This is a genomic window from Promicromonospora kroppenstedtii (genome assembly GCF_044389675.1).
Classification (GTDB): Bacteria; Actinomycetota; Actinomycetes; order Actinomycetales; family Cellulomonadaceae; genus Promicromonospora; species Promicromonospora kroppenstedtii.
In genome coordinates this window covers 278,001-302,282 of record NZ_JBIRYI010000003.1, presented here as the reverse complement: position 1 = coordinate 302,282, position 24,282 = coordinate 278,001, and the positions used below count along the sequence as shown (strand labels likewise).

Genomic DNA, 24,282 nt, shown 5'->3' with positions numbered 1-24,282 from the left:
CATGAGACGACCAGGCCTACGTTCGGCCCCACCCGGCCAGGGAGGCGTGCTCGGCCGAGTATCCTTTCGGCCGTGTCCATCCCACGCCCCGAGTCGCGCATGTATCGCTTCGTCGCGTTCCTCGTGCGGAACCTCATGTTCGCGCTGTGCAAGTACGAGTGGAAGGGCGAGGAGAACTTCCCGGCCAAGGGCGGGTTCATCGCCGCGGCCAACCACGTCACCGAGCTCGACGCGCTGACACTGGCGCACTACCTCTTCGACATGGGTCGCGAGCCCCGCATCCTGGCCAAGCGTGGTCTGTTCGACTCGCCGCTGACGGGCTGGGCCCTGCGGGGCACCAAGATGATCCCCGTGGACCGGGACTCCGCGAAGTCCGCCGAGTCGCTGAAGGAGGCCGCGAGCCAGCTCGGCGACGGCGCCTGCGTCGCGATCCTGCCCGAGGGCACCCTGACGCGGGATCCCGACTACTGGCCCATGGAGGGCAAGACGGGCGTGGCCCGCATCGCGCTGACGACGCGTCTGCCCGTGCTCCCGGTCGCGCAGTGGGGCGTCACCGACATCCTGCCGCGTTACGGCCGGCTGCCCAAGCCGTTCCCGCGCAAGAAGGTGACCATCCGCACCGGCCCGCCCGTGGACCTGAGCGATCTCTACGACCGGCCGCAGGACACCGCGACGCTCCGCGAGGCCACCTCCCGCATCATGGACGCGATCAGCGCCGAGCTGGAGGAGATCCGCGGCGAGAAGGCCCCGAAGCCCCGGTTCGACCTGCGCAAGCACCCTGACTACGAGGCCAAGATGACGAACTACCCGCCGGTGGAGCGCCCGTGAGCGACGTGACGAAGACCGAGGGCACCGTGCAGGGGCAGCCGAAGGTAGCCGTGCTCGGCGCCGGCTCGATGGGCACCACGTTCGCGATGGTGCTGGCCGACGCCGGCTGCGAGGTCACCCTGTGGGGCCGCGACGCCGCCGTGCTCGACGCCGTGGACCGCACGCACCGCAACGAGAAGTACCTGCCGGGCGTGCAGCTGCCCCCGATGCACGGCACCACCGACCCAGCGACCGCCCTGCGCGGCGCGTCGATCGTGGTCGTCTCCGTGCCGTCCCAGGTGGCCCGCGCCACGCTGGAGTCGATGAGGCACCTGGTGCACGAGGTGGCGGCACCGGGCGCCGTCGTCGTCTCCCTGATGAAGGGCGTCGAGCTCGGCACGGACAAGCGCATGACCCAGGTCATGGCCGAGGTGCTGGAGCTGCCCGACGAGCGCGTCGCCGTCGTCTCCGGGCCCAACCTGGCGCCCGAGATCGCCGAGCGGCAGCCGACGGCGACCGTGGTCGCGTCCCGCAGCGAGGCGACGGCCCAGCTCGTGGCCTCCGCCTGCTCGACCGGGTACTTCCGCCCGTACACGAACACCGACGTGGTGGGCGTGGAGCTGTGCGGCGCGGTGAAGAACATCATCGCCCTGGCCGCCGGTATGGCGCAGGGCCAGGGCCTGGGCTGGAACACGCTGGCCACGCTCATCACGCGCGGCCTGGTGGAGATCACGCGCCTCGGCCTCGCGCTGGGCGCCGACGCCGCCACGTTCTCCGGTCTGGCGGGCATGGGCGACCTGATGGCGACGTGCGCGTCACCGCTGTCGCGCAACCACCGGCTCGGCAAGCACGTGGGCGAGGGGCTCACGCTCGCCGAGGCGATCAAGGCGACCGGCGGCACGGCCGAGGGCGTCAAGTCGTCGGAGTCGGTGCTGGAGCTGGCCCGGGCGCACGACGTCGAGATGCCGATCACAGCCGGCGTCGTCGAGGTGCTGGCGGGGCGGCTGCCGCTCTCCGAGCTCGCGGCGACACTGCTGGCGCGGCCCCAGAAGTCCGAGGTCGCGGGCTGAGCCTGCTGGTCCGGCGCCGGACACCGGTCCAGATCCGGTCCTGAGCGCCCGGCCCGTGCGGCCGGGCGCTCAGTGCTGGACGTCGACCACCACGCGCATCGGGTCCTCCAGCAGGAACGCCCGGAACGGGCGCTCGGCCCCGTCCACGCCGAGGAACGCCGTCGTGTACCCCTCGAACCAGTACCGGTACACGATCTCGTCGATCGCCCTGGTGCCCGAGGGCTCGATGCGGTCACCCGAGAACTCGTCGACGCCGCTGTCGGTCGGGGTCGCGGTGCCCGAGATCGACACCCGCAGGATCGCGTCGCCGTCCACCCGCACGGTGTCCCCGGAGCCGTCGTCGACGGCCTGGTCCACGTACTCGACACGCCAGCCGGGCCTGCCGCTGCCCGTGCCGTCCAGGTCGAAGACGACCCGGTCGTAGCCCTCGTGCGCGGCGACGCGCACGTCCGTGACGGTCAGGAACGTGTCGCCCGCGCCGGACGGCTCCGCGGTGTCGGGCCTGGTGTTCGCGGCGAAGGCCGGGCCGGAGTCGGTCTCCGTGGCCGAGGTCGCCGGCTCGGGCTCCAGCTCGGCGGGCTCGCTCGCGCTGTCGCCCCCGCCCGCCGGCTCCGTCGGCTCCTGCGACGCGTCGGGCCCCGAGGCGACCGGCGCCGGCCCGGACCCGTCGCCCCCGGGCCCCTGCTGCGGGCTCGTGCACCCGGCCAGGAGCAGGCCGCATGCGGCGATCGCCGCTGCGCTGGTCAGTGCTTTGGTGGTCAGCACTTTGGTGGTCAGCGCAGTGGTGGTCAGGGCGGTGCGGTGTCCGGCTCGTCCCATGCTCCCAGCGTAGGCGCAGGTCCGCCGACGGTGGGGTCACGAGACGGCCACTTTCCTCCGGGCCCGCACTTCCTGACCCTGCGCTCCTGCCCTCGCACTCTTGACTTGTGATACATGTGACGTACTACATTTAGCCCCGCGTCGTTCAACGGTGATGGCGAAGCGCCGGCTGTGTCGCCTGTGCTGACCAAGAGGACAAAGGAGTCGCTCGATGAATCCGATCACGCGAAGAGATCTCCTGCGCACCACCGGCCTGACCGCTGGTGCGTTCGCGCTCGCCGGGCACGCCCCGGCGGTGGCGGCCGCAGAGCCGGCAGACCCCACCGAGGAGCCTGGGGCCCCCGACACCAACCCGATGCGGCTCTGGTACACGGCTCCGGCCCAGGAGTGGCTGCAGGCGCTGGCCATCGGCAACGGCCGGCTCGGCGCCATGGTGTTCGGGGGTGTCGCGGCCGAGAAGCTCATGCTCAACGAGGACACGGTCTGGGCGGGCGGCCCGCACGACTACGCCGACCCGCTCGGGCACGAGGCGCTTCCGGAGATCCGCCGGCTGATCAGCGAGGAGAAGTGGCTCGAGGCCCAGAACCTCGCCGACGAGCGGTTCATGGGCCGTCCCACGGAGCAGATGCAGTACCAGCCGGTCGGCGACCTGCTCCTCGACTTCGCCGGGCCCGACTTCCCGGGACTGACCGACGACGTCACGGACTACCGGCGGTCGCTCGACCTGAGCACGGCCGTCACGACCACCACGTTCGTGGCCGACGGCGTGCGTCACACCCGCGAGGTGTTCGGCAGCCACGCCCACCAGGTGATCGTCGTGCGGCTGACCGCGAGCGAGCGGGGCGCGATCTCGTTCGACGCCGGCTACCAGTCGCTCCAGGAGACGTCGACGTACGCGCACGACGCTCGCACGCTCGCCCTGGAGGGCATCAGCGGTGAGGCCGAGGGCCTGGAGGGCAAGGTGCGGTTCGTCAGCCTGGCCCGTGCCCTGCCCGAGGGCGGTGCCGTGACCTGCGACGACACCGGGCTGCACGTGCGAGGCGCCGACGCCGTCACGCTGGTCGTCTCCATCGGCACCAGCCACCGCAACTACCTCGACGTCGGCGGCGACCACCTCGCGGCGGCCCTAGCCCCGCTGGAGCGGACGCCGGACCAGGGGTACGGCATCCTGCGGCGCGCCCACGTGCGCGACCACCAGGAGATGTTCGGCCGGGTCGACATCGACCTGGGCACCTCGGCGTCCGTCGACCTGCCGACCGACCAGCGGGTCGCCGCCTTCCGCGACGGCCAGGACCCGCAGCTCGCGGCGCTGTACTACCAGTTCGGCCGCTACCTGCTCATCTCCAGCTCGCGGACGCCGGGCCAGCCCGCCAACCTCCAGGGCCTGTGGAACGACCAGATGCTGCCGCCGTGGCAGTCGAAGTACACCCTGAACATCAACTGCCAGATGAACTACTGGCCCGCCGGCCCGGCGAACCTGGCCGAGTGCTGGCAGCCGCTCTTCGCGATGATCGAGGAGCTGGCCGAGTCCGGCGCCCGGACCGCGCAGAAGATGTGGGGCGCCAAGGGCTGGGTGGCACACCACAACACCGACCTGTGGCGCGGGTCGGCGCCCGTGGACTTCGCGTACTACGGCGTCTGGCCCACCGGCGGTGCCTGGCTCTCGCTGCTGTTCTGGGAGCACTACGAGTACACCGGCGATCTCGACGTGCTGCGGGAGTACTTCCCGGTGCTGCGGGGGTCGGTCGAGTTCTTCCTCGACACCCTCGTGCAGGACGCCGCGACCGGCTACCTGGTGACGAGCCCCTCGCACTCGCCCGAGCTCAAGCACCACGACATCGACAACGTGGGCGTGAGCATGTGCGCGGGCCCGACCATGGACATGCAGATCCTGCGGGACCTGTTCACGGCGTTCGACCGGGCGTCCGCCGTGCTCGGCCAGGACCGCGAGATGGCCGCGCAGGCGCTGGCGGCGCGCGAGCAGCTGCCGCCCAACCAGATCGGCTTCCTGGGGCAGATCCAGGAGTGGCTGATCGACTGGGAGGAGGCCGCGCAGGAGACCAGCAGGCACGTCTCGCACCTGTGGGGCGTGTTCCCCAGCGACCAGATCACCCCGCGCCGCACGCCCGAGCTGGCCGCGGCGGCCAACCGCTCGCTCGAGCTGCGCGGTCCCGCGGTCACGGCGGGCTGGTCGCTCGCGTGGAAGATGAACATCCGCGCCCGGCTGCTCCAGCGGGACGGCGTCTACACCCACCTGAAGCAGCTCCTCTCGCCCGGCCGCACCGCGCCGAACCTGTTCGACCTGCACCCTCCGTTCCAGATCGACGGCAACTTCGGGGGTACCTCGGCGATCAACGAGACCCTCGTGCAGAGCCACTCCGGCGAGGTCTGGCTGCTGCCGTGCCTGCCGGCCGCCTTCCCCGAGGGGAAGGTGCGCGGGCTGCGCGCGCGTGGCGCCTTCGAGCTCGCCCTGACCTGGCAGGACGGCGTCCTGCGGTCCGCCCGGATCCAGTCGCTGGCAGGCAACACCATCCGCCTGCGTACGCAGGGTCCGGTCCGTGTCTCCGGCCCCGGCGGCCCGGTCGACGTCGAGCGGCCCGAGGAGGGCCTCGCCGTCTTCCGGACGCGGCGCGGGGCCACGTACGTCGTCGAGCCGGCGCCCTGACCGGCTCGCCTCACCGAACCACCCGCAAGAACCGCACCCACGAGAGGACACAGATGTCCAGGAATTGGATTCAGACCAGCACCGTGGCGGTCGCCGCGCTGAGCCTGGTCGCCGCCGCGGGAGGCGGCGGGGTCGCGCTCGACCGGCTCGCCGACGCCGCGGTCGCGGCGACGTCCGCCAGGTGTCAGCAGCTCTACGTCTCCCCGACGGGCGACGACCAGGGCAAGGGCACGCCCAAGGACCCGTTCAGGACGGTCGACGGCGCCCGCGCGTACATCCGGGAGGCGGGCCTGAACAAGGAGGGCCGGCAACGCTGCGACATCACGGTCAACCTCGCGGCGGGCGACTACCCCGTCACGGAGACCATCGCGTTCACTCAGGAGGACTCGGGCGCCGGCGGGCACCAGATCGTCTACCGCAGCAGCGACGGCCCGGGCAAGGCCAACCTCGTGGGCGCCGAGGAGGTGACCGGCTGGGAGGAGTACCAGGACGGCATCTACAAGACCCGGTTCGACGCCGGCAAGCAGTTCTACACCCTCTTCGAGGACGGCGAGCGCTCCGAGCTGGCGCGCTACCCCAACCGGACGTCGGAGGACACCCAGGCCCCCTACCTGTTCTCCGTCCTCGGTGAGCCGGAGAAGGAGGCCGTGCGCTCGTGGCTCTACTGGGCGGACGGCGACTGGGACCCGGCCTGGGACGACACCCCCGAGCACAATCCGCTGAAGGATGCCCAGGTCACCGTGTGGTCGGGTGGCTCCTGGAGCTGGTTCACCGACACGGTCCCGATCATCGGCCAGGACTACCGCAAGAACTTCGCCACGCTCAAGCACTGGACGCGCTACGCGATGGTGAACAGCCGGAGCGGTTCGCGCTACTACCTCCAGAACGCGATGGCGTTCCTCGACAAGCCGGGCGAGTACTACGTGGACCGGGAGGCCGGCGAGCTGTACTACATCCCGCGCGGTGACATCGAGGACGTCACGATCATGCGGCCGACGGTCGCGAAGGTGGTCGACGTGAAGGGCGCCTCGCCCGAGGACCGTGCGCACGACATCACGTTCGACGGGATCGGCGTCCAGTACTCCGACTTCGTCGACTGGTATCGCGCGGGCTGGATCAGCGCGGGCGACTCCGGGGACGCGCACAAGTACCCGGAGTACGACCGGCAGATCGAGATGCCGCGGAACAGGTTCGGCGCGATCACCCTGGAGAACACGAGCGACATCACGCTCACCGGGATGCACGTTCGCGACACCGGGTTCATGGGCGTCTACGCCCTCTTCGCCAACGACCACCTCACGGTCGAGAACAGCCTGTTCGAGAACGTGGGCGCGGACGGCATCAAGGTCGAGGGCGGCTGGCCGGGCGAGGGCGACCTCTCCCACGGGCACACGTTCCGCAACCTCTACATCCACCACGTCGGTGAGCTGGTGCCCGGTGACGCCTCGGGCATCGAGCTGATGAGCACCGGCGGCAACACCGTGGAGCACGTCCACGTGCGCAACTCCGCGCGGTACGGGATCAGCCTCGAGTCCCGGCCGGAGGTCAAGGACGGTGAGCAGTACACCGACAACAACACCTTCCGGTACATCCGGATCGACGAGGCGGGGCTGGACTCGGGCGACATGGGCGCGTTCTACACCTACGGCGTCGCCAACCAGGAACCGCATCCGGTGAAGAACACCGTGGACCAGATGGTCATCGGCGACGTCATCCCGGACCCGGCAGGCGCCATGCCGGACAGCGGGACCCGAGGCGTCCACATGGACGCGGGCGGCTGCGGCTTCTCGTTCAGCAACATCGAGGTGGGCGAGACGACCGACCAGTCGTACCAGTCCTACCAGTGCAACGAGGTCACGAACGGCAACTGGGAGGACGGCTTCGACGCCGGCAAGATGGAGTACGACCTCATCGGCGTGACGGACACGTTCCCCTACCCGGTCCCGGAGTCCTGACCGACCCGACCGATCGGGCTCCGTCGGTCGAGCTCGTCGAGACCCGGGATCTCGACGAGCTCGGCCGGCGGCGTCGCTCGACCGGCGTCACGCCGCCCGGCGGAACGTCCTCCGGTAGGCCGACGGCGTCACGCCCAGCGCCGCGGTCACGTGGGCCCGCAGCGACTGCGCCGTGCCGAACCCGCAGCGCCGCGCGACCTGCTCGACCGGAAGCGCCGTGGTCTCCAGCAGGGTCCGCGCGTGCTCGATCCGCTGGCGGGTCAGCCACTGGGCCGGGCTCTCCCCGGTCTCGTCCCGGAACCGCCGCGTGAAGGTGCGCACCGACATCGAAGCGTGCCGCGCCAGGTCGGACAGCGTCAGCGGTTCGTCCAGCCGGTCCAGCGCCCAGGCACGTGCGGCGGCGGTGCTCGTGCCGCGGCTCCCGGCGGCGGCCGCGCCTGAGGACGCGGCCCGCTCGACCGCCCGTTCGATCCCCACGGGCCGGCGGATGTACTGCGCCTGGCCCCCGTCGCGATGCGGCGGCACCACTGTGCGGCGCGCGACGTCCTGCGCGACGGCGGCGCCGTGGTCCCGCCGCACCACGTGCAGGCACAGGTCGACGCCGGAGGCGACGCCCGCCGAGGTGAGCACGTCGCCGTCGTCGGTGTACAGGACGTCCGGGTCGAGCACCACGCGCGGGTAGAGCCGGCGGAACCGGTCGCTCTCCAGCCAGTGGGTCGTGGCGGGGCGCCCGTCGAGCAGCCCCGCCGCCGCGAGCACGAACGCGCCCGTGCAGATCGACATGAGCCGGGCCCCCGGCCGGATCCGGGCAACCGCGGCGGCGAGCTCGGGTTCGAGCCGCGGGTCGCCGACGGCCGGGTCCGTGCCGTCCGGCCCGGAGGTGTGCGACGCCGGTACCACCACGGTGTCCGCCGTCTCCAGCACCTCGGGCCCGTGCTCCACCTGGACCAGCACGTCGGAGTCCGACCGCACCAGGCCCGGGCCCCCGGGCGTGCAGGTCACGACCTCGTACAGGGGCCGGTGCTCGGCGTCGCGCGCGATGCCGAAGATCCGGTGCGGGATGCCGAGCTCGAACGGGATGAAGCCGGGCCGGATCAGGACGGCCACACGATGCCGGGGCGGGGGGTGCTGGGCCATGTCCCGATCATATGGCCCGAACCTAGCGTTGTGTGTCCCTCCGGCCACTGTTTCCCGGGGTCCCGCCCCAGCATGCTGATCCCGTGACCCAGACAGACGTCCCCGTGCCGGCGGGCCAGAACACCGCGCGGCCACCGCGGCGCACCGCGCCCCGCATCCACCCCGCCTGGTGGGTGGCCCTGGTCAGCTTCGTGACCGTCATGTGCGCCGCCGCGTTCACCGCGGCGCCCGGCCTGTTCGTGGACCCGCTGAACGCGGAGCTCGGCTGGTCGCGCGCCACGATCGGCTTCGCCGTCGGCCTCCAGTCCGTGCTCTACGGGCTGACGGCGCCGTTCGCCGCCTCGCTCATGGACCGGTTCGGCATGCGCCCCGTGGTCACCGTCGCGCTCGTCGTCATCACGGGCGGCGCCCTGTCGACCGTCTGGATGTCCGAGCCCTGGCAGTTCGTGCTCGGCTGGGGCCTCCTGGTCGGCGTGGGCAGCGGCAGCATGGCGCTCGCGTTCACCGCGACGGTGACGGGGCGCTGGTTCGTGGCCCGGCGCGGCCTGGTCAGCGGTGTCCTGACGGCGGCGACGGCGTCGGGCCAGCTCGTGTTCCTGCCGCTGCTCGCGTGGATCGTGGAGAACCAGGGCTGGCGGCCGGCGTCGGTCACCGTGGCCATCGCGTCGCTCGTGGCGGTCCCGCTGGTGCTCTTCCTGCTGCGCGACCACCCCGCGGACATGGGGCTGGCGCCCTACGGTGGCACCTACGCGCCCAAGCCCGCACCGACGCGGGGCGCAGCCCGCCGCGCCGTCACCGCCCTGTTCGATGCCGCCCGCACCGGACCGTTCTGGCTGCTCGCCGGAGCGTTCGCGATCTGCGGCGCGACGACGAACGGGCTGGTCCGCACGCACTTCGTGCCCGGGGCGCACGACCACGGCATGCCCATCACCGTGGCCGCGAGCCTGCTCGCCGTGATCGGCGTCGTCGACGTGATCGGCACCATCGGGTCCGGCTGGCTCACCGACCGGTACTCGCCGCGCGTGCTGCTCGGTGTCTACTACACGCTGCGCGGCGTGGCCCTGCTGTTCCTGCCCTCGCTCATGGCCCCGCACGTGGAGATGCCGATGGTGTTCTTCATCGTGTTCTACGGGCTGGACTGGGTGGCGACCGTGCCGCCGACGCTCGCGCTGTGCCGGGAGTTCTACGGCGAGGACGCGCCCATCGTGTTCGGCTGGGTGCTCGCGTCGCACCAGGTCGGTGCAGGAGTCGTGGCGTTCGCGGGCGGCCTGGTGCGCGACATGACCGGCTCGTACGACGCCGTCTGGTACGGCGCGGGGGCGCTGTGTGCGGGCGCGGCGCTCATGTCGCTGGTGATCCGCCGGGTCCGCCAGCCCGTCCCGCCCGTGTCGCACGTGTAGGTCACCCGGCCGACGTCTGAGACAGGTCGCCCTGCGGACGGGCGGGGCGCCCGCCGCGGGGCGGTCGTATTCTCCCGACCATGAGCACCACCCCTGAGCAGACCGCCGCGCAGCACACCGGGCCGAGCGCGCTCGCCCCCGCCACCCTCGTCGTCGCCGCCGGGCGCCCGGCGCGCGAGCAGGGCGGGCACATCAACCCGTCCGTGCCGCTGAACTCGACGTACGTGTCGCGTGGCGTGGTCACCTCCGGTGAGCTCTCCTACGCGCGGGGCGACAACGACGCCTGGCACCCGTTCGAGTCGGCGCTGGCCGCGCTCGAGGCGGGGGCGGGCGAGCCCGGCGAGGCGCTCGTGTTCTCCTCCGGGATGGCCGCGATCGCCGCCGTCTTCTCCCTGGTGCCCGACGGCGGCACGCTCGTGCTGCCGCGGCACGCCTATCAGGCGGGCATGGTGCTGGCGCGCCAGATCTCGGAGCGGCACGGCGTGACGCTGCGGTACGTGGACATCGCGGACACCGACGCCGTGGTCGCCGCGCTGGAGGGCGCCGACCTGTTCCTGGCCGAGTCGCCCACCAACCCGATGCTGGAGGTCGCCGACCTGCCCGCCGTGCTCGCCGCCGCGCGCGCCGCCGGGGTGCGCTCGGTGGTGGACAACACGTTCGCGACCCCGCTGGGCCAGAACCCGCTGGAGCACGGCGCCGACATCGTGCTGCACTCCGTCACCAAGTACCTCGCGGGCCACTCCGACGTCGTGCTCGGGGCCCTCGTCACGCGGGACGCCGAGCTGGCCGCCACCCTGCGCGAGCACCGCACGCTGCACGGCGCCATCGCCGGGCCGTTCGAGGTGTGGCTCGCCCTGCGCGGCCTGCGCACCCTCGCGCTGCGGTTCGAGCGCGCCCAGGCCACGGCCGCCGAGCTGGCCCGCCGGCTCGCGGAGCACCCCGACGTCGCCGAGGTGCGGCACCCGTCGCTGTCCGCCGACCCGGGGCACGAGCGCGCGAAGGCGCAGATGAGCGGGTTCGGCGCGATCCTCGGCGTGCGGCCCGCGCCGCGCGACGGCGTGGGGCCCGTCGAGCGGGCCGACGCCGTCGTGGACGCCGTGGGGCTGTGGCTGCCGGCGACGTCGCTCGGCGGTGTGGAGTCGATGCTGGAGCGCCGCCGTCGCTGGGGCACCGAGGCGCACACCGTCCCGGAGGACCTGCTGCGCCTGTCGGTCGGCATCGAGGACGTCGAGGACCTCTGGGCGGACCTGGACCGGGCGCTCCGCGCCTGACCGGGGCGGGCGGTCGGTAAGACGTCGGGTGGTCGGCAGAATGTCAGGTGGTGGGGGGGGCCAGCGAAACCCCCCCAGAAAAAAAAGCCCCCCCCCCCCCCCCCCGGCGCGCCCGGCGGGTTTGTTCCGCGGGGGGGGCCGGGCGCCCCGGGCCCCCCCCGCCCCCCCCGGACCCTACGTTCGACTGCTGGGTCCGCCTCAGCGGCGAGGCGGGTCCCGGCTCGGGTCAAGTTCAGCCCTGGCGGTCGGCCAGCGCCGTCTGGTACTCGTCGCGGATCTTGTCGCCGCCACCCTTGGCCCACGCCTTGGTGGCGTCGGCCCAGGCGGTGACGGGCTTGCGCCCGGCCAGGATGTCCGACTCCACGGAGGCGAGCTTCTCGCCGAGCTGGCCGCCCTTGCGGCTGGCCGTGTCGCTGAACAGGCCCTGCACCGGGTTGGCGACGGCGGTCGGTACGACGGCGGCCTGGGCGTCGTGCTCGGCCTGCGCGACGTCGGGGTCGCCGGCCTGGAAGTTGACCCAGGGACCCTCGACCACGTACTTGAGCCCGAGCTGGATCTCGGTGCGGCCCTGATCGGTGAGCACCGGGTCGGTCCCGTCGAGCTCGTGGTGCACGCCCTCGACGCCGTAGGTCCGGAACAGGTGCTCCTCGGAGCCGAACGGGGCGGCGAGGTAGTTGATCACGTCGAGCAGCGCCTCGACGCGGCCCTCGGACTTCTTGCTGATCGACGTGATGTTCTGCACGGGCGCGCCGAGGTGGATGCCCGCAGTGCCACCACCCTCGGCGAGCGGGGGCGCCGCGACGGAGAGCCGGAAGTTCTCGTCGATCGGGTAGTTCGAGAAGTCGGGCCAGGCGCTGAACGTGTCGTCGAGCATCCGGATGGTGCCGTTCACGAGCCAGGTCTTGCGCTGCGGCTGGGTGGCTGGGACGCCGTCCGGGTGCACGAACCCGTCGGCGACCAGGCGCCGGCCGAGCTCCAGGGCCTCCTGCTGGCGCTCGTGCAGGTTCGCGCTGGTGAGCTTGCCGCCGTCCTCGGACCAGCCGTTCGGGATCTCGAACATCTGGCGCAGGTGCCCCAGCGGCACGCGTCCGAGCGCCCAGGTGTTGCCGCCCGAGAGCTCCTTGCACAGGTCGTAGAACTCCTCGGCGGAGGTCACGTTCGGGTCGATGCCCTCGGCCTCGAACCAGTCCTGGCGCGCGTAGAACACGCCGCTCTGCGCGGGGCCGCGGGGCACCGGGACGGCGAAGATCTTGCCGTTGTAGACGCAGGACTGCCAGCTCTCGGTCGGGATGTTCGCCAGGAACGGGTACTTCTTCACGGCGTCGCCCGACAGGTATTCGGTCAGGTCGGTGGCGCGCTCCTCCAGCAGGCTCGGCAGGCCGGGGACGTCGCCGGGGAACATCTCGAAGATGTCCGGCAGCCGGTCGCCGGCCACCGTCGTCTGGAACCGGTCCGAGTAGTCGCCGGCCGGGGTGAGCGCGATCGTCAGGGCGAAGCCGAGCCGTTCGTGCAGCGCCTGCCAGTACTCGTTCTTGTCGGCCCCTGGCGGTACCGGCGTGTTGGTCAGACCGAAGATGCCGACGTCCTCGCCGTCGCCGGGCTGGCCGCTGGTCACCTTCTGGGGGCTGGCGGGGTACTTCAGCATCGTGTCGGGCACGCCGTCGGTGCCCTTGATGTCCATCGGCACGCCGTCGTACGGGACGTACGTGGGCAGGGCGACGGTGGCGTTGCCGGTCAGGGCGCCGCCGCCGCGGCCCTCGTTGCTGCAGCCGGCGAGGCCGAGCACGGCGAACGCGCCGAGGCCCATGCCGCCCATCAGCAGGCTCCGGCGGCTGATGGTGGTCTCCGTGAGCAAACGGTTCATGACTACTCCTCATCGAGCGGGGTAAAACGAGCGGGGTAAAGCAGGGAAGGGAAGGCAGGAAGGGAGGGCAGGAAGGGAAAGCGGGAAGGGAAAGCGGGGAGAGAAAGCCGGGTCAGCCCTTCACAGCGCCCGTGAGCATGCCCTTGGCGAAGTGCCGCTGCAGGAACGGGTAGACCAGCAGCACCGGCACGATGGAGACCACGAGGATCGCCATCTGCAGCGACGTCTGGGGCGGCAGGGCGGCGGCGTCGATACCGAGGTCCTGCGAGCCGAGCTGGGCGCCGTCCACCACGTAGGTGCGCAGCACGAGCTGCAGGGGCCACTTGGTCGCGTCCGACATGTAGAGCAGAGCGTTGAAGAACGCGTTCCAGTAGCCGACGCCGTAGAACAGGCCGACGACGGCGAGCACGGGCTTGGACAGCGGCAGGCCGATGCGCCAGAAGAGCTGCCACTCGGTGGCGCCGTCGATCCGGGCGGCGTCGATCACCTCGTTCGGCAGCTGCACGAAGAACGCCCGCACGACCACCACGTTGAACGCGGAGACCGACGTCGGGATGATCAGCGCCCACAGCGTGTCCAGCAGACCGAGCCGCTGGACCACGAGATAGCTGGGGATGATCCCGGGGTTGAAGAGCAGGCTGATCAGCACCACGAGCAGCATCGCCCGCACGCCGAACGCGCCCTTGCGGCTCAGCGCCCAGCCGAGCGTCGTGGTCAGGGCCAGGCTCAGCGTGGTGCCGATCGCGGTGACCAGGATGCTGATCCAGAGCGCCTGCGTGACCACACCGCCGGCGAAGATCATCCGGTAGGCGCTCAGGTCGATACCGGTGGGCAGCAGCACGAAGCCGCCCGCCTCCGTGACCTGCTCGGGCGTGGCCAGGCTCGTGGAGATGATGCCGACGAACGGCAGGATCACCAGCGCGCAGGCGAGCGTCAGCACGACGCCCTTGACCGTGCGCTCGAACGGGCCGGGCATGGCGACCCCGTCGATCACGGGGCGCGTGCGCTGACGTCGGCCGCCGCCCGGTCCTGTCGCGCCGGGCCTTCCCGCTGTGGTGGTCCTGGCCGTGGTGGTCCTGGCAGTGGTGCTCGCGCTCATGCTCGGTACACCCCTTCCTCGCCGAAGGCGTGGGCGGTCTTGTTGGCGACGAGGACCAGGGCCAGCCCGATCAGGCCCTTGACGAGTCCGACGGCGGCCGCGACACCCCAGAACCCGCCCAGGACGCCCTGGTTGTAGACGTAGGTGTCCAGCACGTCGGACACACCGAGGCCCACCGCCTGCTGCTGGAGGATGAGCTGCTCGAACCCGACGCTCAGGGAGTCACCGAGCTTGAGGATGAGCAGCATGATGATGATCGGCCGCATGCCCGGCAGGGTGATGTGCCAGGTCTGCCGCCAGCGGGAGGCGCCGTCGACGGCCGAGGCCTCGTACAGCGACTTGTCGATGCCGGCGAGCACCGCGAGGAACAGGATGGTGGCCCACCCGGTGTCCTTCCAGATCACCTGCGAGGTGATCAGCGCGTAGAACGCGTCGGAGTTGCCGATGATGTCGATGGGCTCCCACCCGTGCGACCGCAGGAAGTTGTTGAGCAGCCCGGCCCCGCCGAGCACCTGCTGGAAGACGGCGACGACGATCACCCAGGACAGGAAGTGCGGCAGGTAGAGCACCGACTGCACGATCTGCCGCACCCGGTTGGACACCAGGCTGTGCAGCAGCAGCGCCAGGATGATCGGCGCCGGGAAGACGAAGACCGTCTGCAGCAGCGTGATGACCAGGGTGTTGCGCAGCGCGCTCAGGAACTCCGGGTCGCCGGAGAACAGGATCTGGAAGTTCTCGAACCCGACCCACAGGCTGCGCTCGATGCCGAGGTACGGCTGGTAGTCCTGGAACGCGATGACGTTGCCGCCGAGCGCCAGGTACTGGAAGACGATGATGACAGCCATGCCGGGCAGCGCCAGGAGCAGGACGGCGCGGTCGCGCACCAGACGCTGCCACCACGACTGCCGGCGGCGGACGGGCTGCGGAGAGCCGTCGTTCGGTGTCCGGCTGCGTGATCCGGGGCCGGCTGAGCTCGAACGCAGCGTCCCCGCGCGGGGCTCCTCGACCGCGGTCATGCCGCGATCCCTGGCACGCCGGGTACGGGCGGAGTCGCGGGCAGCGCTGCCGGCAGAGTCCCGGGCAGTGCTGTGACCGGCAGGGCTGTGACCGGCAGGGCTGCGAGTGGCAGCACCGCGAGTGGCGGGACCGGCCGCGCGTATCCGGGCGCGCTCTCAGGCAAGGGTTCGGGCATCGTGATGCTCCTCGGTGATCGGGCAGGCGGCCCGGGGGCGTGCCCCGGGCGCGGACGATCTCCCGGACGAGGTCCGGGCTGTGCTGGTCGTCGCGCGCTGCTGGTTGTCGCGTGCTGCAGGTCCCGTGCCGTGGACTACGGCAGGAGGCCTGGTACATCGTTGTTCCACGGCTGCTCCGTTGCAGAGTGATCGATCACCGTTCGCGGGTTAGGCTAGGAGGTGATCGATCACTTCGCAAGGGTCTCGCACCGGGCGGTGTCCGGAAGGCCCCGATGATCAGCGAGGATGGGGCATGGAGAACGACAGCTCGACGCGCAGCTCGACGGACGGCTCGGCCGACGGCTCGACGGACAGCCCGGCGGATGGCTCGACCAGCACGTCGACGGGGCGACGCCGCGCGACGATCTGGGAGGTCGCGAAGGCCGCCGGCGTCTCCCACCAGACCGTCTCGCGCTATCTGCGCAACGACGCGAAGATGCGGCCCGAGACGGTGGCCCGGGTGCAGCGGGCGGTCGAGGAGCTCGACTACCGGCCCAACCTGACCGCGCGGTCCATGCGTACCCGGCGCAGCGGCCGGGTCGCGGTGCTGCTGCCCGCGGTCGCCACGTACGGTCCGCCACAGATCCTGAGCGGCGTGATGGAGGTGGCCCACGAGCACGGGTACACCGTTGAGGCCTTCAGCGTCGAGGGATCGCCGGCCGACCGCTTCGAGCGGGTCCTCGAGCTCGCCGACTCCGGGCAGGTCGAGGGCGTGCTCGCGCTCGCGCCGCTGCCGCCCGGTTCCGGCGGGCGGTTCCCCGAGCGGGCCGCGATCGTCGTGTCCGCGGACTACGACGACAAGTTCCGCGGCGTGGGCGAGCTCGCCGACGGCTCACCGGTCGAGGACCTCGTGGTGCGCCTGGCCGAGCTGGGCCACCGGCGGTTCGCGCACGTGACCGGCGCGCTCGACTACGCCTCCGCCCGCGGCCGCCGCGACGTCTTCGTCGCCACGGTCGAACGGCTCGGGCTGGGGCCCGCGCTGGTGCTGGAGAGCGACTGGTCGGCCGAGGGCGCACGCGCGGCCGTCCTCTCCCTGCCCGAGGAGGACCACCCGACCGCCGTCATCGCCGCGAGCGACGTCGGTGCGGCCGGGGTGGTGCTGGGCGCTCGCGAGCGCGGCTGGACGATCCCGGGCGGCCTCAGTGTGACCGGGTGGGACAACAACCAGCTCGGGGCGTACCTGGAGCCCACGCTGACCACGGTCAACGTCGACCACCGCAAGCTGGGCCGGGCAGCGATGGCGCGGCTGGTCGCCACGCTCCAGCCGGGCGCGGAGACCGCCCGCGGGGCCGAGGCGGCGTCGGGCGGCCCGCTGAACACGATCATCTGGCGGGGCTCGACGGGGCCGGCGCCGTCCTGACCCAGCTGCTCGACCTGAGGGCTGGGTCAGGACCGGGCTGGGTCAGGGCAGGGGGCCGGGTCAGGAAAGCGACTCGGTCAGCCGGGCAGCCACCTCGGACGGCGTCGGCATGGTCGCGATCTGGGCGGCAACCTTGCCCGCGGCCTCCGCGTAGCTCGGGTCGGTGCGGAGGGTCACGACCGCCTTGGCCACCGACTCCGGGACGTCGGGACCCGGCTGGACCGCGATGCCCGTGCCGGTCGCGCTGACCACGGCGGCCTGGAGGAACTGGTCGGCACCCTGCGGGACCACCACGAGCGGGAGGCCGCGGGACAGGACGCCGAGGGTCGTGCCGGCGCCGCCGTGCGTGACGACGAGGTCGACGTCCCGCAGAAGGTCCGCGAGGGGCGTGAAGGGCACGAACGTGATGTCTCCGGCCGCGTTCGTCCCAGGGGTGCTGTCGGGAAGCTCGTGGTCCGCGGCGCTCGCCGTGAGGCCGAGCGTGACGACGAGGTCCACGCCGACGGTGCGCAGCTCGGCGAGGATCGGGGTCAGGGTCGCCGGGTCGGAGAAGTGCGTGCCGAACGTGACGAGCACCCGGGGGTGCTCGCCGCGCGTGCCAGCTCCGGCGCCCGTACCCGGTGTGCCAGGTCCCTGGTGCGGTTCCGGCCGGACCGCGACGTGGTTCGCGGGCGCCTGCCAGCCGGGCGGCTGGAGCAGGTCGGGGCACGGGTCGAGGTGCCACCGGGCCGGGGCGGCGGCGAGGCCGCGGTCGGCGTAGCGGCTCGCCACGAGGGCGTACATGCCGTCGGTGAACTCGGCGGGGATCGCCGGGCCGAACGCCATCGTCGCGTGGGGGACGTCCAGCGAGGCGGCCACCAGCGGGCCGACGAAGTCCAGGGCCTCGGCCACGATCAGGTCGGGGGCGAAGGCGCGGGCGGCGGCCACGGCGTCGTCGGCGGTGAGGTCCACGCGGGTGCCGGCGAAGAAGTCCGCGACGGCCTCCGGGCGGGGGTCTGCGGCAGCGTCGACGCCGGTCCGGCGTCCGGACTCCGCGAACAGGACGTCGGCGGTGGGCCCGGCGGCGACCAGCTCGATGCCCTCGGCGTGGAGCAGCGGGGCGAACGCCGCCGCGGTCAGGACGGCGACCTGGTCGCCGCGGTCGCGGAACGCGCGGGCGAGGGGGAGCAGGGGCAGCAGGTGCCCGTGAGCGGGGGTGCTTGAGAAGAGTATGCGCACATTGATTAGTGTAGGACTACTCCGAATCTCCTCCGGAACCTCTCCCGGGGTCGCTGCCGGAACCGAGCAGCGCGAGTCCGAGCTGTCCGCGCAGCCAGGACCGGCTGGCGTCCGGGTCCCAGCCGAGCGCGTCCAGCCGCAGCCACGACTCGGGGCTCAGGTAGTAGGTCAGCAGGTCGGTCGCCTGGTCGGCGTCCAGGTCCGGGCGCAGCGCGCCCAGCGTCGCGAGCCGTCCCGTGATCAGGCCGAACCGCTCGCGGAGCAGCCGTTCGGTGCCCTGCAGGGTCGCGCCGATCTCCGGGTCCGCGGCCGCGTTGGCGATCAGCAAGGTCATGAGGCGCCGGTGCCCGTGCACGACGTCGCCGGTGCTGCGCACCGTCAGGTCGACGATCGCTTCGGCGTCGTCCGACTCCGCGATGGCCGCGAGGGTCTCCTGGATGCTGTCCTCGCCCGATGCCCGCTCCGTCAGCCCGCGCACGAGGCCGACCTTGTTGCCGAACGCCACGTACACGGTGTTGGGCGCCACGCCGGCGGCCTGCGCGATGCGGCCGATCGTCACGCGGGCGTAGCCGTCCTGCGCGAAGAGCTCCTCGGCCGCGTCCAGGATCGCGGCGCGCGTCGAGGCCGCCGCCTGCTCGCGCAGGGTCGACCGGTAGGGGCGAGTCGTCATCCCACCAGCCTAAGGAGCGGTGCGGGTGAAGGGGCTGGACGTGTGCCTGGTCATGCGGTGAGGTTGCCCGCATGAGGTGGCGCAACGGGGAGCACGGCTACGGCATCGTGACCAAGGTCCTGCACTGGGCGACGGTCGCGCTGCTGGTGACCCAGTTCGCGGTCGGTTACGCGATGGACGACGACGGGGGCGGCGGGGCCGACGGCGTCTCCTCCGTCGACTGCGACCCGCCGGGGGAGGACCGCAGCGGCGGCGACACCACCGACGCGGAGGAGGAGCGGCTCGACCAGCTCGAGGAGAGCTGCGAGCAGGCGCAGGACCTGCGGGAGCAGGACGCCGACGACGCCGTCGCTTCCGCCTGGTCGGAACTGTGGTCGGGCGGTGGCGTGGACGGCGCGGGCGGCGTGGACGGCGCGGCCAGCCGGCTCGCGCTCCCCGGCTGGCACGTGCTGCTCGGCCTCGCGATCATCGCCGTCGGCGTGCTGCGGCTCGTGTGGCGCCGGACGACGACGCTGCCGCCCTGGGACCCCCGGCTCACCGGTACGGACCGCAAGATCATGCACTGGGCTGAGCGGGTCCTGCTGGCGATGCTCTTCGTGGTCCCCGCGACCGGCATCGCGCTCGTGGTGGGCAGCACGGACCTGCTCCCGCTGCACATCGCGGCTCACCTGTGCTTCTTCGCGGCGCTGGCCGCGCACGTCGGTGTGGTGGTCCGCCGGCGGGTGATCGGCCGGATGCTCTGGAGCCGGCCCCGCTAGCCGGCCCCGCCAGCCGCCCAGCCGGCTCGGCAGTGACGACACAGCGCACACTTTCCCGCCCGACGTGCGCCTCGCGCGCAACGCGCCGACGATCGGGTGATGAGCACAGGGTCGGCGACACCGCCGTCAGGAACCGGACCGGACCAGACACCGCCCGCCGCGCTGGCGGGCGACCGCAGGTTCTTCGGGCATCCCCTGGGCCTGATGACGCTGTTCACGACGGAGCTGTGGGAGCGGTTCAGCTACTACGGCATGCGCGCGATCCTGGTCTACTACCTGACCGACACGATCGCCAACGGCGGGCTCGGCCTGGACCAGACGCTCGGCGAGGCCGTCGTGTCGATCTACGGCACCGGCGTCTACCTGCTGTCCGTGGTGGGCGGCTGGCTCGCCGACCGGTTGATCGGCGCCCGGCGCTCCACGCTCTACGGCGGCATCGTCATCGCCGCCGGGCACGTGTGCCTCTCGGTACCCGCAGCCGGGTTCTCCTACTTCGGCATCGTGCTCGTCGCCCTCGGCACCGGCCTGCTCAAGCCCAACGTGTCGTCCATGGTGGGCGCGCTGTACGACCGGCAGGACCCGCGGCGCGAGTCGGCGTTCTCGATCTTCTACATGGGGATCAACATCGGTTCGTTCTTCTCGCCGATCATCGTCGGCGCCGTGCGTGCCGTCTGGGGCTATCACGCCGCGTTCTCCGTGGCCGCGATCGGCATGGGCATCGCGCTCGTGTTCTTCGTGCTGGGCCGCAAGAACCTGCAGGGCGCCGGCGACATCGTGCCCAACCCCGTGCAGCCGGGGGAGCGGCCGGCGCTGGTGCGGATGTTCGCGATCATCCTCGGCGCCGTCGTCGTGGTGTACCTGCTCGCCGTGCTCGTCGCCGGCGGCTGGGGCGTGCACGCCCTCATCGATGCCCTCAGCTACATCGCGTTCCTCGCCCCGATCGCGTTCTTCATCACCATGTACCGCTCGCCGCGCGTGACCGACGCCGAACGCCCCCGCCTGGTCGCCTACATCCCGCTGTTCGTCGCCGCGATGCTCTTCTTCATGATCTTCGAGCAGGCCGCGACCACGCTCGCCACCTTCGCGGCCGACCGCACGTCCCGCGAAGTGCTCGGGTTCACCGTGAGCCCCGAGTTCTTCCAGTCGATCAACCCTGCCTCGATCATCATCCTGGCACCCGTGTTCGCCTGGCTCTGGGTCCGTACCAAGGACCGCCCGCCGACGCCGTACAAGTTCGCGATCGGCCTGGCGCTCGCGGCCCTCTCGTTCCTGGTGCTGGCCGGGGCGTCCGCCATCGCGGGCGACAACCTCACGCCCGGGTGGGTGCTGGCCGTCGTGTACGTGATCCAGACGCTCGGCGAGCTGTGCCTGTCGCCGGTGGGCCTGGCCGCGACCACGCTGCTCGCGCCACGTGCCTACCAGGGGCAGGCGATGGCGCTGTGGTTCCTCGCGCCCGCGGCCGGGCAGGCCATCACGGCGCAGCTCGTGCAGGCCACCGAAGGCGCGTCCGACACCGCCTACTTCGGCGGCATCGGCCTGGTCGCGCTCGGCTTTGCGGCCGTGCTCGCGCTCCTCGGACCGTGGGTCACCCGGCACGTGCGCCGCGCGGACGCCCTCGAAGGGGTGCACACGAGCGGGGAGTAAAACTCCGGGCGGGCGGTCCCGGCCGGGTCATAGGGTGAGCCCATGCCGGCCTTCGAGACCCTCGTCGCCTTCGTGGTGGCGTCGGTGATCCTCATCGTCATTCCCGGGCCGAGCGTCCTGTTCGTGGTCGGGCGCTCGCTCTCGTTGGGTCGCCCCGGCGGGCTGCTGAGCGTGCTCGGCAACGAGCTCGGCGCGCTGCCGCTGGTCGCGGCCGTCGCGCTCGGCGTCGGCACGGTCGTGGCCGAGTCGATCGTGGTGTTCACGGTCATCAAGCTGCTCGGCGCCGCCTACCTGGTCTACCTGGGCGTCCAGGCGATCCGGCACCGTCGCGACGGCGCCGAGCCGGACGGGGACGGGGCAGGGCCTGGGAATGCTGCTGGGGCCGGGGCCGGGCTGGAGGCACCTGCCGGACGCCGGACGCCGTCGCGCTGGGCGATCCTGCGCCAGGGCTTCGTGGTGGGCGTGACCAACCCGAAGACGATCGTGTTCTTCGTCGCGGCGCTGCCCCAGTTCGTGGACGTACGCGCCGGGCAGGTACCGCTGCAGATGATGGTGCTCGGCCTGGTGTTCACGCTGGTGGCGCTGGTCTTCGACAGCATCTGGGCAGTGCTGGCCGGCGCCGCCCGCTCCTGGTTCGCGTCGTCGCCGCGCCGGCTCGCTGCGATCCGCGCCACCGGTGGCGGCATGATGATCGGGCTCGGCGGCACGCTCGCGTTCAGCGGCAGCAAGGTTTGACGCGGTCGGCAAGGTCCGGCGAGCAAGGCTCTGATCCGGCCGTGGCCGGGACCCGGCAGACCTGCCTCGTCGTCGTGCGCGGTCCCTCCGGGGCGGGCAAGTCCACCGTCGCGGCGGCACTCCGGCGGCGGATGGGTCGCGGGACGGCACTCGTGCAGCAGGACTACCTGCGCCGCGTGCTGATGTGGGAGAAGGACGTGCCCGGCGGGGCCAACATCTCGATGATCGACACCGTGGTGCGGCACGCGCTCGACACCGGCTACTCCGTGGTGCTGGAGGGCATCCTGGCCGTCGACCACTACGGCCCGATGCTCACCGGACTGGTGGCCGACCACGCCGGGACGACGGTGTGCGCATATCTGGACGTACCGTTCGACGAGACGGTGCGGAGGCACGCCACCAGGCCGCAGTCCGCCGAGTTCACGCCCGAACAGATGGCCGGCTGGTTCACCAGCGACGACCGGCTGGGCGTGGACCACGAGATCGTGGTGGGGCAGGCCTCGTCCGCGGAGGAGACGGTAGAGCTCCTGGTCACGGCGCTGTCCGTGGGCCGTGATGCCGCTGCGGCGGGTTGAGGGGTTCGCGATGCGAAATCCCGGGTGAGAAGCAGGCGCATTTCGATTTCCATTTCGCCTGCCGCATTGCGGACGTTTTTCGCATTCTCGCGCTCGGCGTTGATTACGGGCTGATATGTTGCAATTGGTAGCACTCGTGTCTGGGACGAAGGCTGCCGTGCAAACCCCTCCGCAGTGTGGGGCCCCCTGCGGAGGGGCAGACGAGCCCGGTGCTGCCGGGCTGCTGCCGACACGGGCGCCGGTGCGGCAGCCGACGCGGATACCGGCGCGGGGAAGCGGCTGCACGACGACGTGCATCCGCCTGCGCCGGCGTGGCCGGACGTGTCGCTCGCGGGTGAACCTGCGAGTCCGGCGTGCACCCCGACGTCGCGTCGTGCTCGGGCCCGGCGTGCACAGCAGTACGGTCGGTCGGGGGCACTGCCGATGCGACCGGACCTCGACATGAGGAGTGGGCGATGCGTTCCAGTGAGCTGGCGGCACTCGCCGGCGTGACGATCCGCACCCTGCGGCACTACCACCAGATCGGGCTTCTCGAGGAGCCCGACCTCGCGTCGAACGACTACCGCGAGTACGACGTGCGGCACCTGGCACGGCTGCTGCGGATCATCCGGCTGACCGAGCTCGGCGTGCCCCTCGCGGACCTTCCAGAGCTGCTCGACGACCCCGAAGCCGCCGCGGACCTGCTCGACCGGCTCGACGAGGAGGCGGCCGCCGGGATCCGGCGGCTCATCAGCCGCCGCGCGGTGATCGCGGTGCTGCGGCAGCACGGCGTCGTGCCCGACCTGCCGCCCGCCCGGTCGGCGAGGCCCGGACCGCGGCGCTGATCCGTGCGCTCGGCCCAGCTCGCGCCGCTGCTCGCCGAGTACGCGGACCAGACCTACGACGAGCAGCAGGTGCGGGTGCTGAGCGCGGTCGAGCGACCGATACGGAGCCGCCAGGGCTCGCGCACCCCCGCGCACCCTCGCGGGCCTACCGCCCGCGCGGTTGGGTTCCCGCTCACTTCCCTCTGGCTGCCCGACGGCGGCGGCGGGCCTGCGCGGCGCGGTCTTCGGCGTCCTCCAGCTCCTGCTCGACGGCGGCCAGGTCGGTGCGGGCCTCGTCCGCCGCCGCCCGGGTCTCGTCGAGCGCGCGGTGCGCCGCGTCGCGCTCCTCGGTCAGCCGCGCGAGCTCGTCGTCCAGGCGGGTCGCCTCGTCCTGAGCGTCGTCGACGGCGGCCTCGGCCGTGCGGAGGCGGTCGCTGACGTCGTCGTGCCGTTCCTCCAGGCGGTCCACCTGCGCTGAGGTCTCCTCGACGGCGCGTTCGGCGGCGTCAGCGGCGTCCTCCGGCTGTGCTTCCTCCGGCTGTACGTCCTCGGGCGGTCGTTCCTCCGCCGGCTGTTCCTTCGCCGGCTTTTCCTTCGCCAGTTTCTCCGCGTCCGACGCCGCCGCGGGCCGTAGCGCTACCAGGTCGGCCTCCTCGCCGAGCTCGTCCACGACGCCGAACCCGGCGTGCTGCAGGCCGCGCGCCAGGCGGCCGGCCCGCACCGCCGCGCCGGCGTCGGCGTCCATGACCGCGGCGGTGAGCGTCTCGGTGAGGCGGTCCAGGACGGCGGCAGACACGGGCCGCCCGCCCACCTCTCCGGCCTGCCGCACCACGCCGACCAGGGCCTCGGTGCGCTCCTTGCGCAGGTGGTCCAGCGCGCGGATGCGGGCGCGGTCCCGGTCCTGCGTCGCGGCCCGCAGCTCGTCGCCGACTCTGGTCAGCGCCGCGACATCGTCCGGTCGTTCCCGCACCACGTGGTTGATCACCCAGGCCGCGACCGACGGCTTGGGCAGGCGCTTGATCCGCTGCGCCCCGAGGGCGTCGCCCGCGTCGGCGGCCTGGCGGGCCGCCGCGTCGCGGGCCGCGACGAAACCGTCGAGCGGCTGCGTGTAGAGGGCGTCGACCGCTGCGTCGAGGGGTTCCGGCGGCGCTGTCACGGTCTCACCGTGGCACGGGCGCCGGCGTTCCGCCCGGTAGCCGG

The 24,282-nt window shown here is 72.2% G+C and carries 20 protein-coding genes; 12 read left to right on the top strand and 8 right to left on the bottom strand.

Annotation, left to right across the window (positions count from 1 at the left end):
* The first annotated feature begins 72 nt into the window (after positions 1-72).
* Entirely contained in the window at positions 73-828 is a 756-nt protein-coding gene (locus ACH47X_RS07010; protein WP_397402727.1) for a lysophospholipid acyltransferase family protein, read from the top strand.
* On the top strand, positions 825-1,877 hold the full coding sequence (locus ACH47X_RS07005) for an NAD(P)H-dependent glycerol-3-phosphate dehydrogenase (RefSeq protein ID WP_397402725.1): 1,053 nt from the start codon (positions 825-827) through the stop codon (positions 1,875-1,877). The genes ACH47X_RS07010 and ACH47X_RS07005 overlap by 4 nt, the downstream gene beginning before the upstream one ends.
* Before the next feature lie 69 nt (positions 1,878-1,946).
* Here the strand turns inward: ACH47X_RS07005 and ACH47X_RS07000 are convergent, their stop codons facing one another.
* Positions 1,947-2,696: an AMIN-like domain-containing (lipo)protein gene (locus ACH47X_RS07000; protein ID WP_397402723.1), complete on the bottom strand. Its 750-nt coding sequence runs from the start codon at positions 2,694-2,696 to the stop codon at positions 1,947-1,949.
* Positions 2,697-2,907: 211 nt separating this feature from the next.
* Between ACH47X_RS07000 and ACH47X_RS06995 the strand changes: the two genes are divergently transcribed.
* Entirely contained in the window at positions 2,908-5,361 is a 2,454-nt protein-coding gene (locus ACH47X_RS06995) for a glycoside hydrolase family 95 protein (protein ID WP_397402721.1), read from the top strand.
* A gap of 53 nt (positions 5,362-5,414) precedes the next feature.
* The gene (locus ACH47X_RS06990; RefSeq protein ID WP_397402719.1) at positions 5,415-7,316 is read left to right on the top strand and encodes a right-handed parallel beta-helix repeat-containing protein; all 1,902 of its coding nucleotides are present in this window, start codon (positions 5,415-5,417) and stop codon (positions 7,314-7,316) included.
* Positions 7,317-7,403: 87 nt separating this feature from the next.
* Here the strand turns inward: ACH47X_RS06990 and ACH47X_RS06985 are convergent, their stop codons facing one another.
* On the bottom strand, positions 7,404-8,453 hold the full coding sequence (locus ACH47X_RS06985) for a GlxA family transcriptional regulator (RefSeq protein ID WP_397402717.1): 1,050 nt from the start codon (positions 8,451-8,453) through the stop codon (positions 7,404-7,406).
* An 83-nt stretch (positions 8,454-8,536) separates the two neighbouring features.
* On the opposite strand from ACH47X_RS06985, the gene ACH47X_RS06980 reads away from it, so the two are divergent.
* On the top strand, positions 8,537-9,853 hold the full coding sequence (locus tag ACH47X_RS06980; protein ID WP_397402715.1) for an MFS transporter: 1,317 nt from the start codon (positions 8,537-8,539) through the stop codon (positions 9,851-9,853).
* An 80-nt stretch (positions 9,854-9,933) separates the two neighbouring features.
* Complete coding sequence (locus tag ACH47X_RS06975) at positions 9,934-11,124, top strand: trans-sulfuration enzyme family protein (RefSeq protein WP_397402713.1); 1,191 nt, start codon at positions 9,934-9,936, stop codon at positions 11,122-11,124.
* 232 nt (positions 11,125-11,356) lie between these two features.
* On the opposite strand, the gene ACH47X_RS06970 is transcribed toward ACH47X_RS06975, so the two are convergent.
* The 3 genes from ACH47X_RS06970 to ACH47X_RS06960 form a co-directional block, all read right to left on the bottom strand.
* Positions 11,357-12,988 (bottom strand): hypothetical protein, encoded by a 1,632-nt coding sequence (locus tag ACH47X_RS06970; protein ID WP_397402711.1) that lies wholly within the window; start codon positions 12,986-12,988, stop codon positions 11,357-11,359.
* Between the two features lie 112 nt (positions 12,989-13,100).
* Positions 13,101-14,087 (bottom strand): carbohydrate ABC transporter permease, encoded by a 987-nt coding sequence (locus ACH47X_RS06965; RefSeq protein WP_397402709.1) that lies wholly within the window; start codon positions 14,085-14,087, stop codon positions 13,101-13,103.
* On the bottom strand, positions 14,084-15,103 hold the full coding sequence (locus tag ACH47X_RS06960) for an ABC transporter permease (protein WP_397402707.1): 1,020 nt from the start codon (positions 15,101-15,103) through the stop codon (positions 14,084-14,086). Before ACH47X_RS06960 ends, ACH47X_RS06965 begins: the two co-directional genes overlap by 4 nt.
* 469 nt (positions 15,104-15,572) lie before the next feature.
* Here ACH47X_RS06960 and ACH47X_RS06955 point away from each other — a divergent pair, with 469 nt between their 5' ends.
* A complete protein-coding gene (locus tag ACH47X_RS06955) occupies positions 15,573-16,679 on the top strand; it encodes a LacI family DNA-binding transcriptional regulator (protein WP_397402705.1) in 1,107 nt (368 codons plus the stop codon).
* Positions 16,680-16,739: 60 nt separating this feature from the next.
* On the opposite strand, the gene ACH47X_RS06950 is transcribed toward ACH47X_RS06955, so the two are convergent.
* Both ACH47X_RS06950 and ACH47X_RS06945 read right to left on the bottom strand, forming a co-directional pair.
* Positions 16,740-17,897 (bottom strand): glycosyltransferase, encoded by a 1,158-nt coding sequence (locus ACH47X_RS06950; RefSeq protein WP_397402703.1) that lies wholly within the window; start codon positions 17,895-17,897, stop codon positions 16,740-16,742.
* A gap of 16 nt (positions 17,898-17,913) precedes the next feature.
* Positions 17,914-18,567, bottom strand: a complete 654-nt coding sequence (locus ACH47X_RS06945; protein ID WP_397402701.1) for a TetR/AcrR family transcriptional regulator — start codon at positions 18,565-18,567, stop codon at positions 17,914-17,916.
* A 71-nt stretch (positions 18,568-18,638) separates the two neighbouring features.
* On the opposite strand from ACH47X_RS06945, the gene ACH47X_RS06940 reads away from it, so the two are divergent.
* The 5 genes from ACH47X_RS06940 (at position 18,639) to ACH47X_RS06920 (ending at position 23,103) form a co-directional block, all read left to right on the top strand.
* Complete coding sequence (locus ACH47X_RS06940) at positions 18,639-19,325, top strand: cytochrome b (protein WP_397402699.1); 687 nt, start codon at positions 18,639-18,641, stop codon at positions 19,323-19,325.
* A 99-nt stretch (positions 19,326-19,424) separates the two neighbouring features.
* The gene (locus ACH47X_RS06935; protein ID WP_142037092.1) at positions 19,425-20,969 is read left to right on the top strand and encodes a peptide MFS transporter; all 1,545 of its coding nucleotides are present in this window, start codon (positions 19,425-19,427) and stop codon (positions 20,967-20,969) included.
* Between the two features lie 42 nt (positions 20,970-21,011).
* Positions 21,012-21,704 carry a LysE family translocator gene (locus tag ACH47X_RS06930; RefSeq protein WP_397402697.1) on the top strand — a complete coding sequence of 231 codons (693 nt, stop codon included), beginning with the start codon at positions 21,012-21,014 and terminating at the stop codon, positions 21,702-21,704.
* A gap of 41 nt (positions 21,705-21,745) precedes the next feature.
* Positions 21,746-22,279, top strand: a complete 534-nt coding sequence (locus ACH47X_RS06925) for an AAA family ATPase (protein WP_397402695.1) — start codon at positions 21,746-21,748, stop codon at positions 22,277-22,279.
* Positions 22,280-22,734: 455 nt separating this feature from the next.
* Positions 22,735-23,103: a MerR family transcriptional regulator gene (locus tag ACH47X_RS06920; protein WP_397402693.1), complete on the top strand. Its 369-nt coding sequence runs from the start codon at positions 22,735-22,737 to the stop codon at positions 23,101-23,103.
* Between the two features lie 172 nt (positions 23,104-23,275).
* On the opposite strand, the gene ACH47X_RS06915 is transcribed toward ACH47X_RS06920, so the two are convergent.
* Positions 23,276-24,238, bottom strand: a complete 963-nt coding sequence (locus tag ACH47X_RS06915) for a hypothetical protein (RefSeq protein ID WP_397402691.1) — start codon at positions 24,236-24,238, stop codon at positions 23,276-23,278.
* Positions 24,239-24,282: the final 44 nt, after the last annotated feature.

Excerpts from the sequence above, each read along its gene's own strand:
- ACH47X_RS06995 (WP_397402721.1), top strand. The coding sequence starts at position 2,908 with ATGAATCCGATCACGCGAAGAGATCTCCTGCGCACCACCGGCCTGACC.
- ACH47X_RS06985 (WP_397402717.1), bottom strand. The coding sequence starts at position 8,453 with ATGGCCCAGCACCCCCCGCCCCGGCATCGTGTGGCCGTCCTGATCCGG.
- ACH47X_RS07000 (WP_397402723.1), bottom strand. The coding sequence starts at position 2,696 with ATGGGACGAGCCGGACACCGCACCGCCCTGACCACCACTGCGCTGACC.
- ACH47X_RS06970 (WP_397402711.1), bottom strand. The coding sequence starts at position 12,988 with ATGAACCGTTTGCTCACGGAGACCACCATCAGCCGCCGGAGCCTGCTG.
- ACH47X_RS06935 (WP_142037092.1), top strand. The coding sequence starts at position 19,425 with ATGAGCACAGGGTCGGCGACACCGCCGTCAGGAACCGGACCGGACCAG.
- ACH47X_RS06920 (WP_397402693.1), top strand. The coding sequence starts at position 22,735 with ATGCGTTCCAGTGAGCTGGCGGCACTCGCCGGCGTGACGATCCGCACC.
- ACH47X_RS06955 (WP_397402705.1), top strand. The coding sequence starts at position 15,573 with ATGGAGAACGACAGCTCGACGCGCAGCTCGACGGACGGCTCGGCCGAC.
- ACH47X_RS06965 (WP_397402709.1), bottom strand. The coding sequence starts at position 14,087 with ATGAGCGCGAGCACCACTGCCAGGACCACCACGGCCAGGACCACCACA.
- ACH47X_RS06930 (WP_397402697.1), top strand. The coding sequence starts at position 21,012 with ATGCCGGCCTTCGAGACCCTCGTCGCCTTCGTGGTGGCGTCGGTGATC.
- ACH47X_RS06990 (WP_397402719.1), top strand. The coding sequence starts at position 5,415 with ATGTCCAGGAATTGGATTCAGACCAGCACCGTGGCGGTCGCCGCGCTG.
- ACH47X_RS06940 (WP_397402699.1), top strand. The coding sequence starts at position 18,639 with ATGAGGTGGCGCAACGGGGAGCACGGCTACGGCATCGTGACCAAGGTC.
- ACH47X_RS06945 (WP_397402701.1), bottom strand. The coding sequence starts at position 18,567 with ATGACGACTCGCCCCTACCGGTCGACCCTGCGCGAGCAGGCGGCGGCC.
- ACH47X_RS06960 (WP_397402707.1), bottom strand. The coding sequence starts at position 15,103 with ATGACCGCGGTCGAGGAGCCCCGCGCGGGGACGCTGCGTTCGAGCTCA.
- ACH47X_RS06975 (WP_397402713.1), top strand. The coding sequence starts at position 9,934 with ATGAGCACCACCCCTGAGCAGACCGCCGCGCAGCACACCGGGCCGAGC.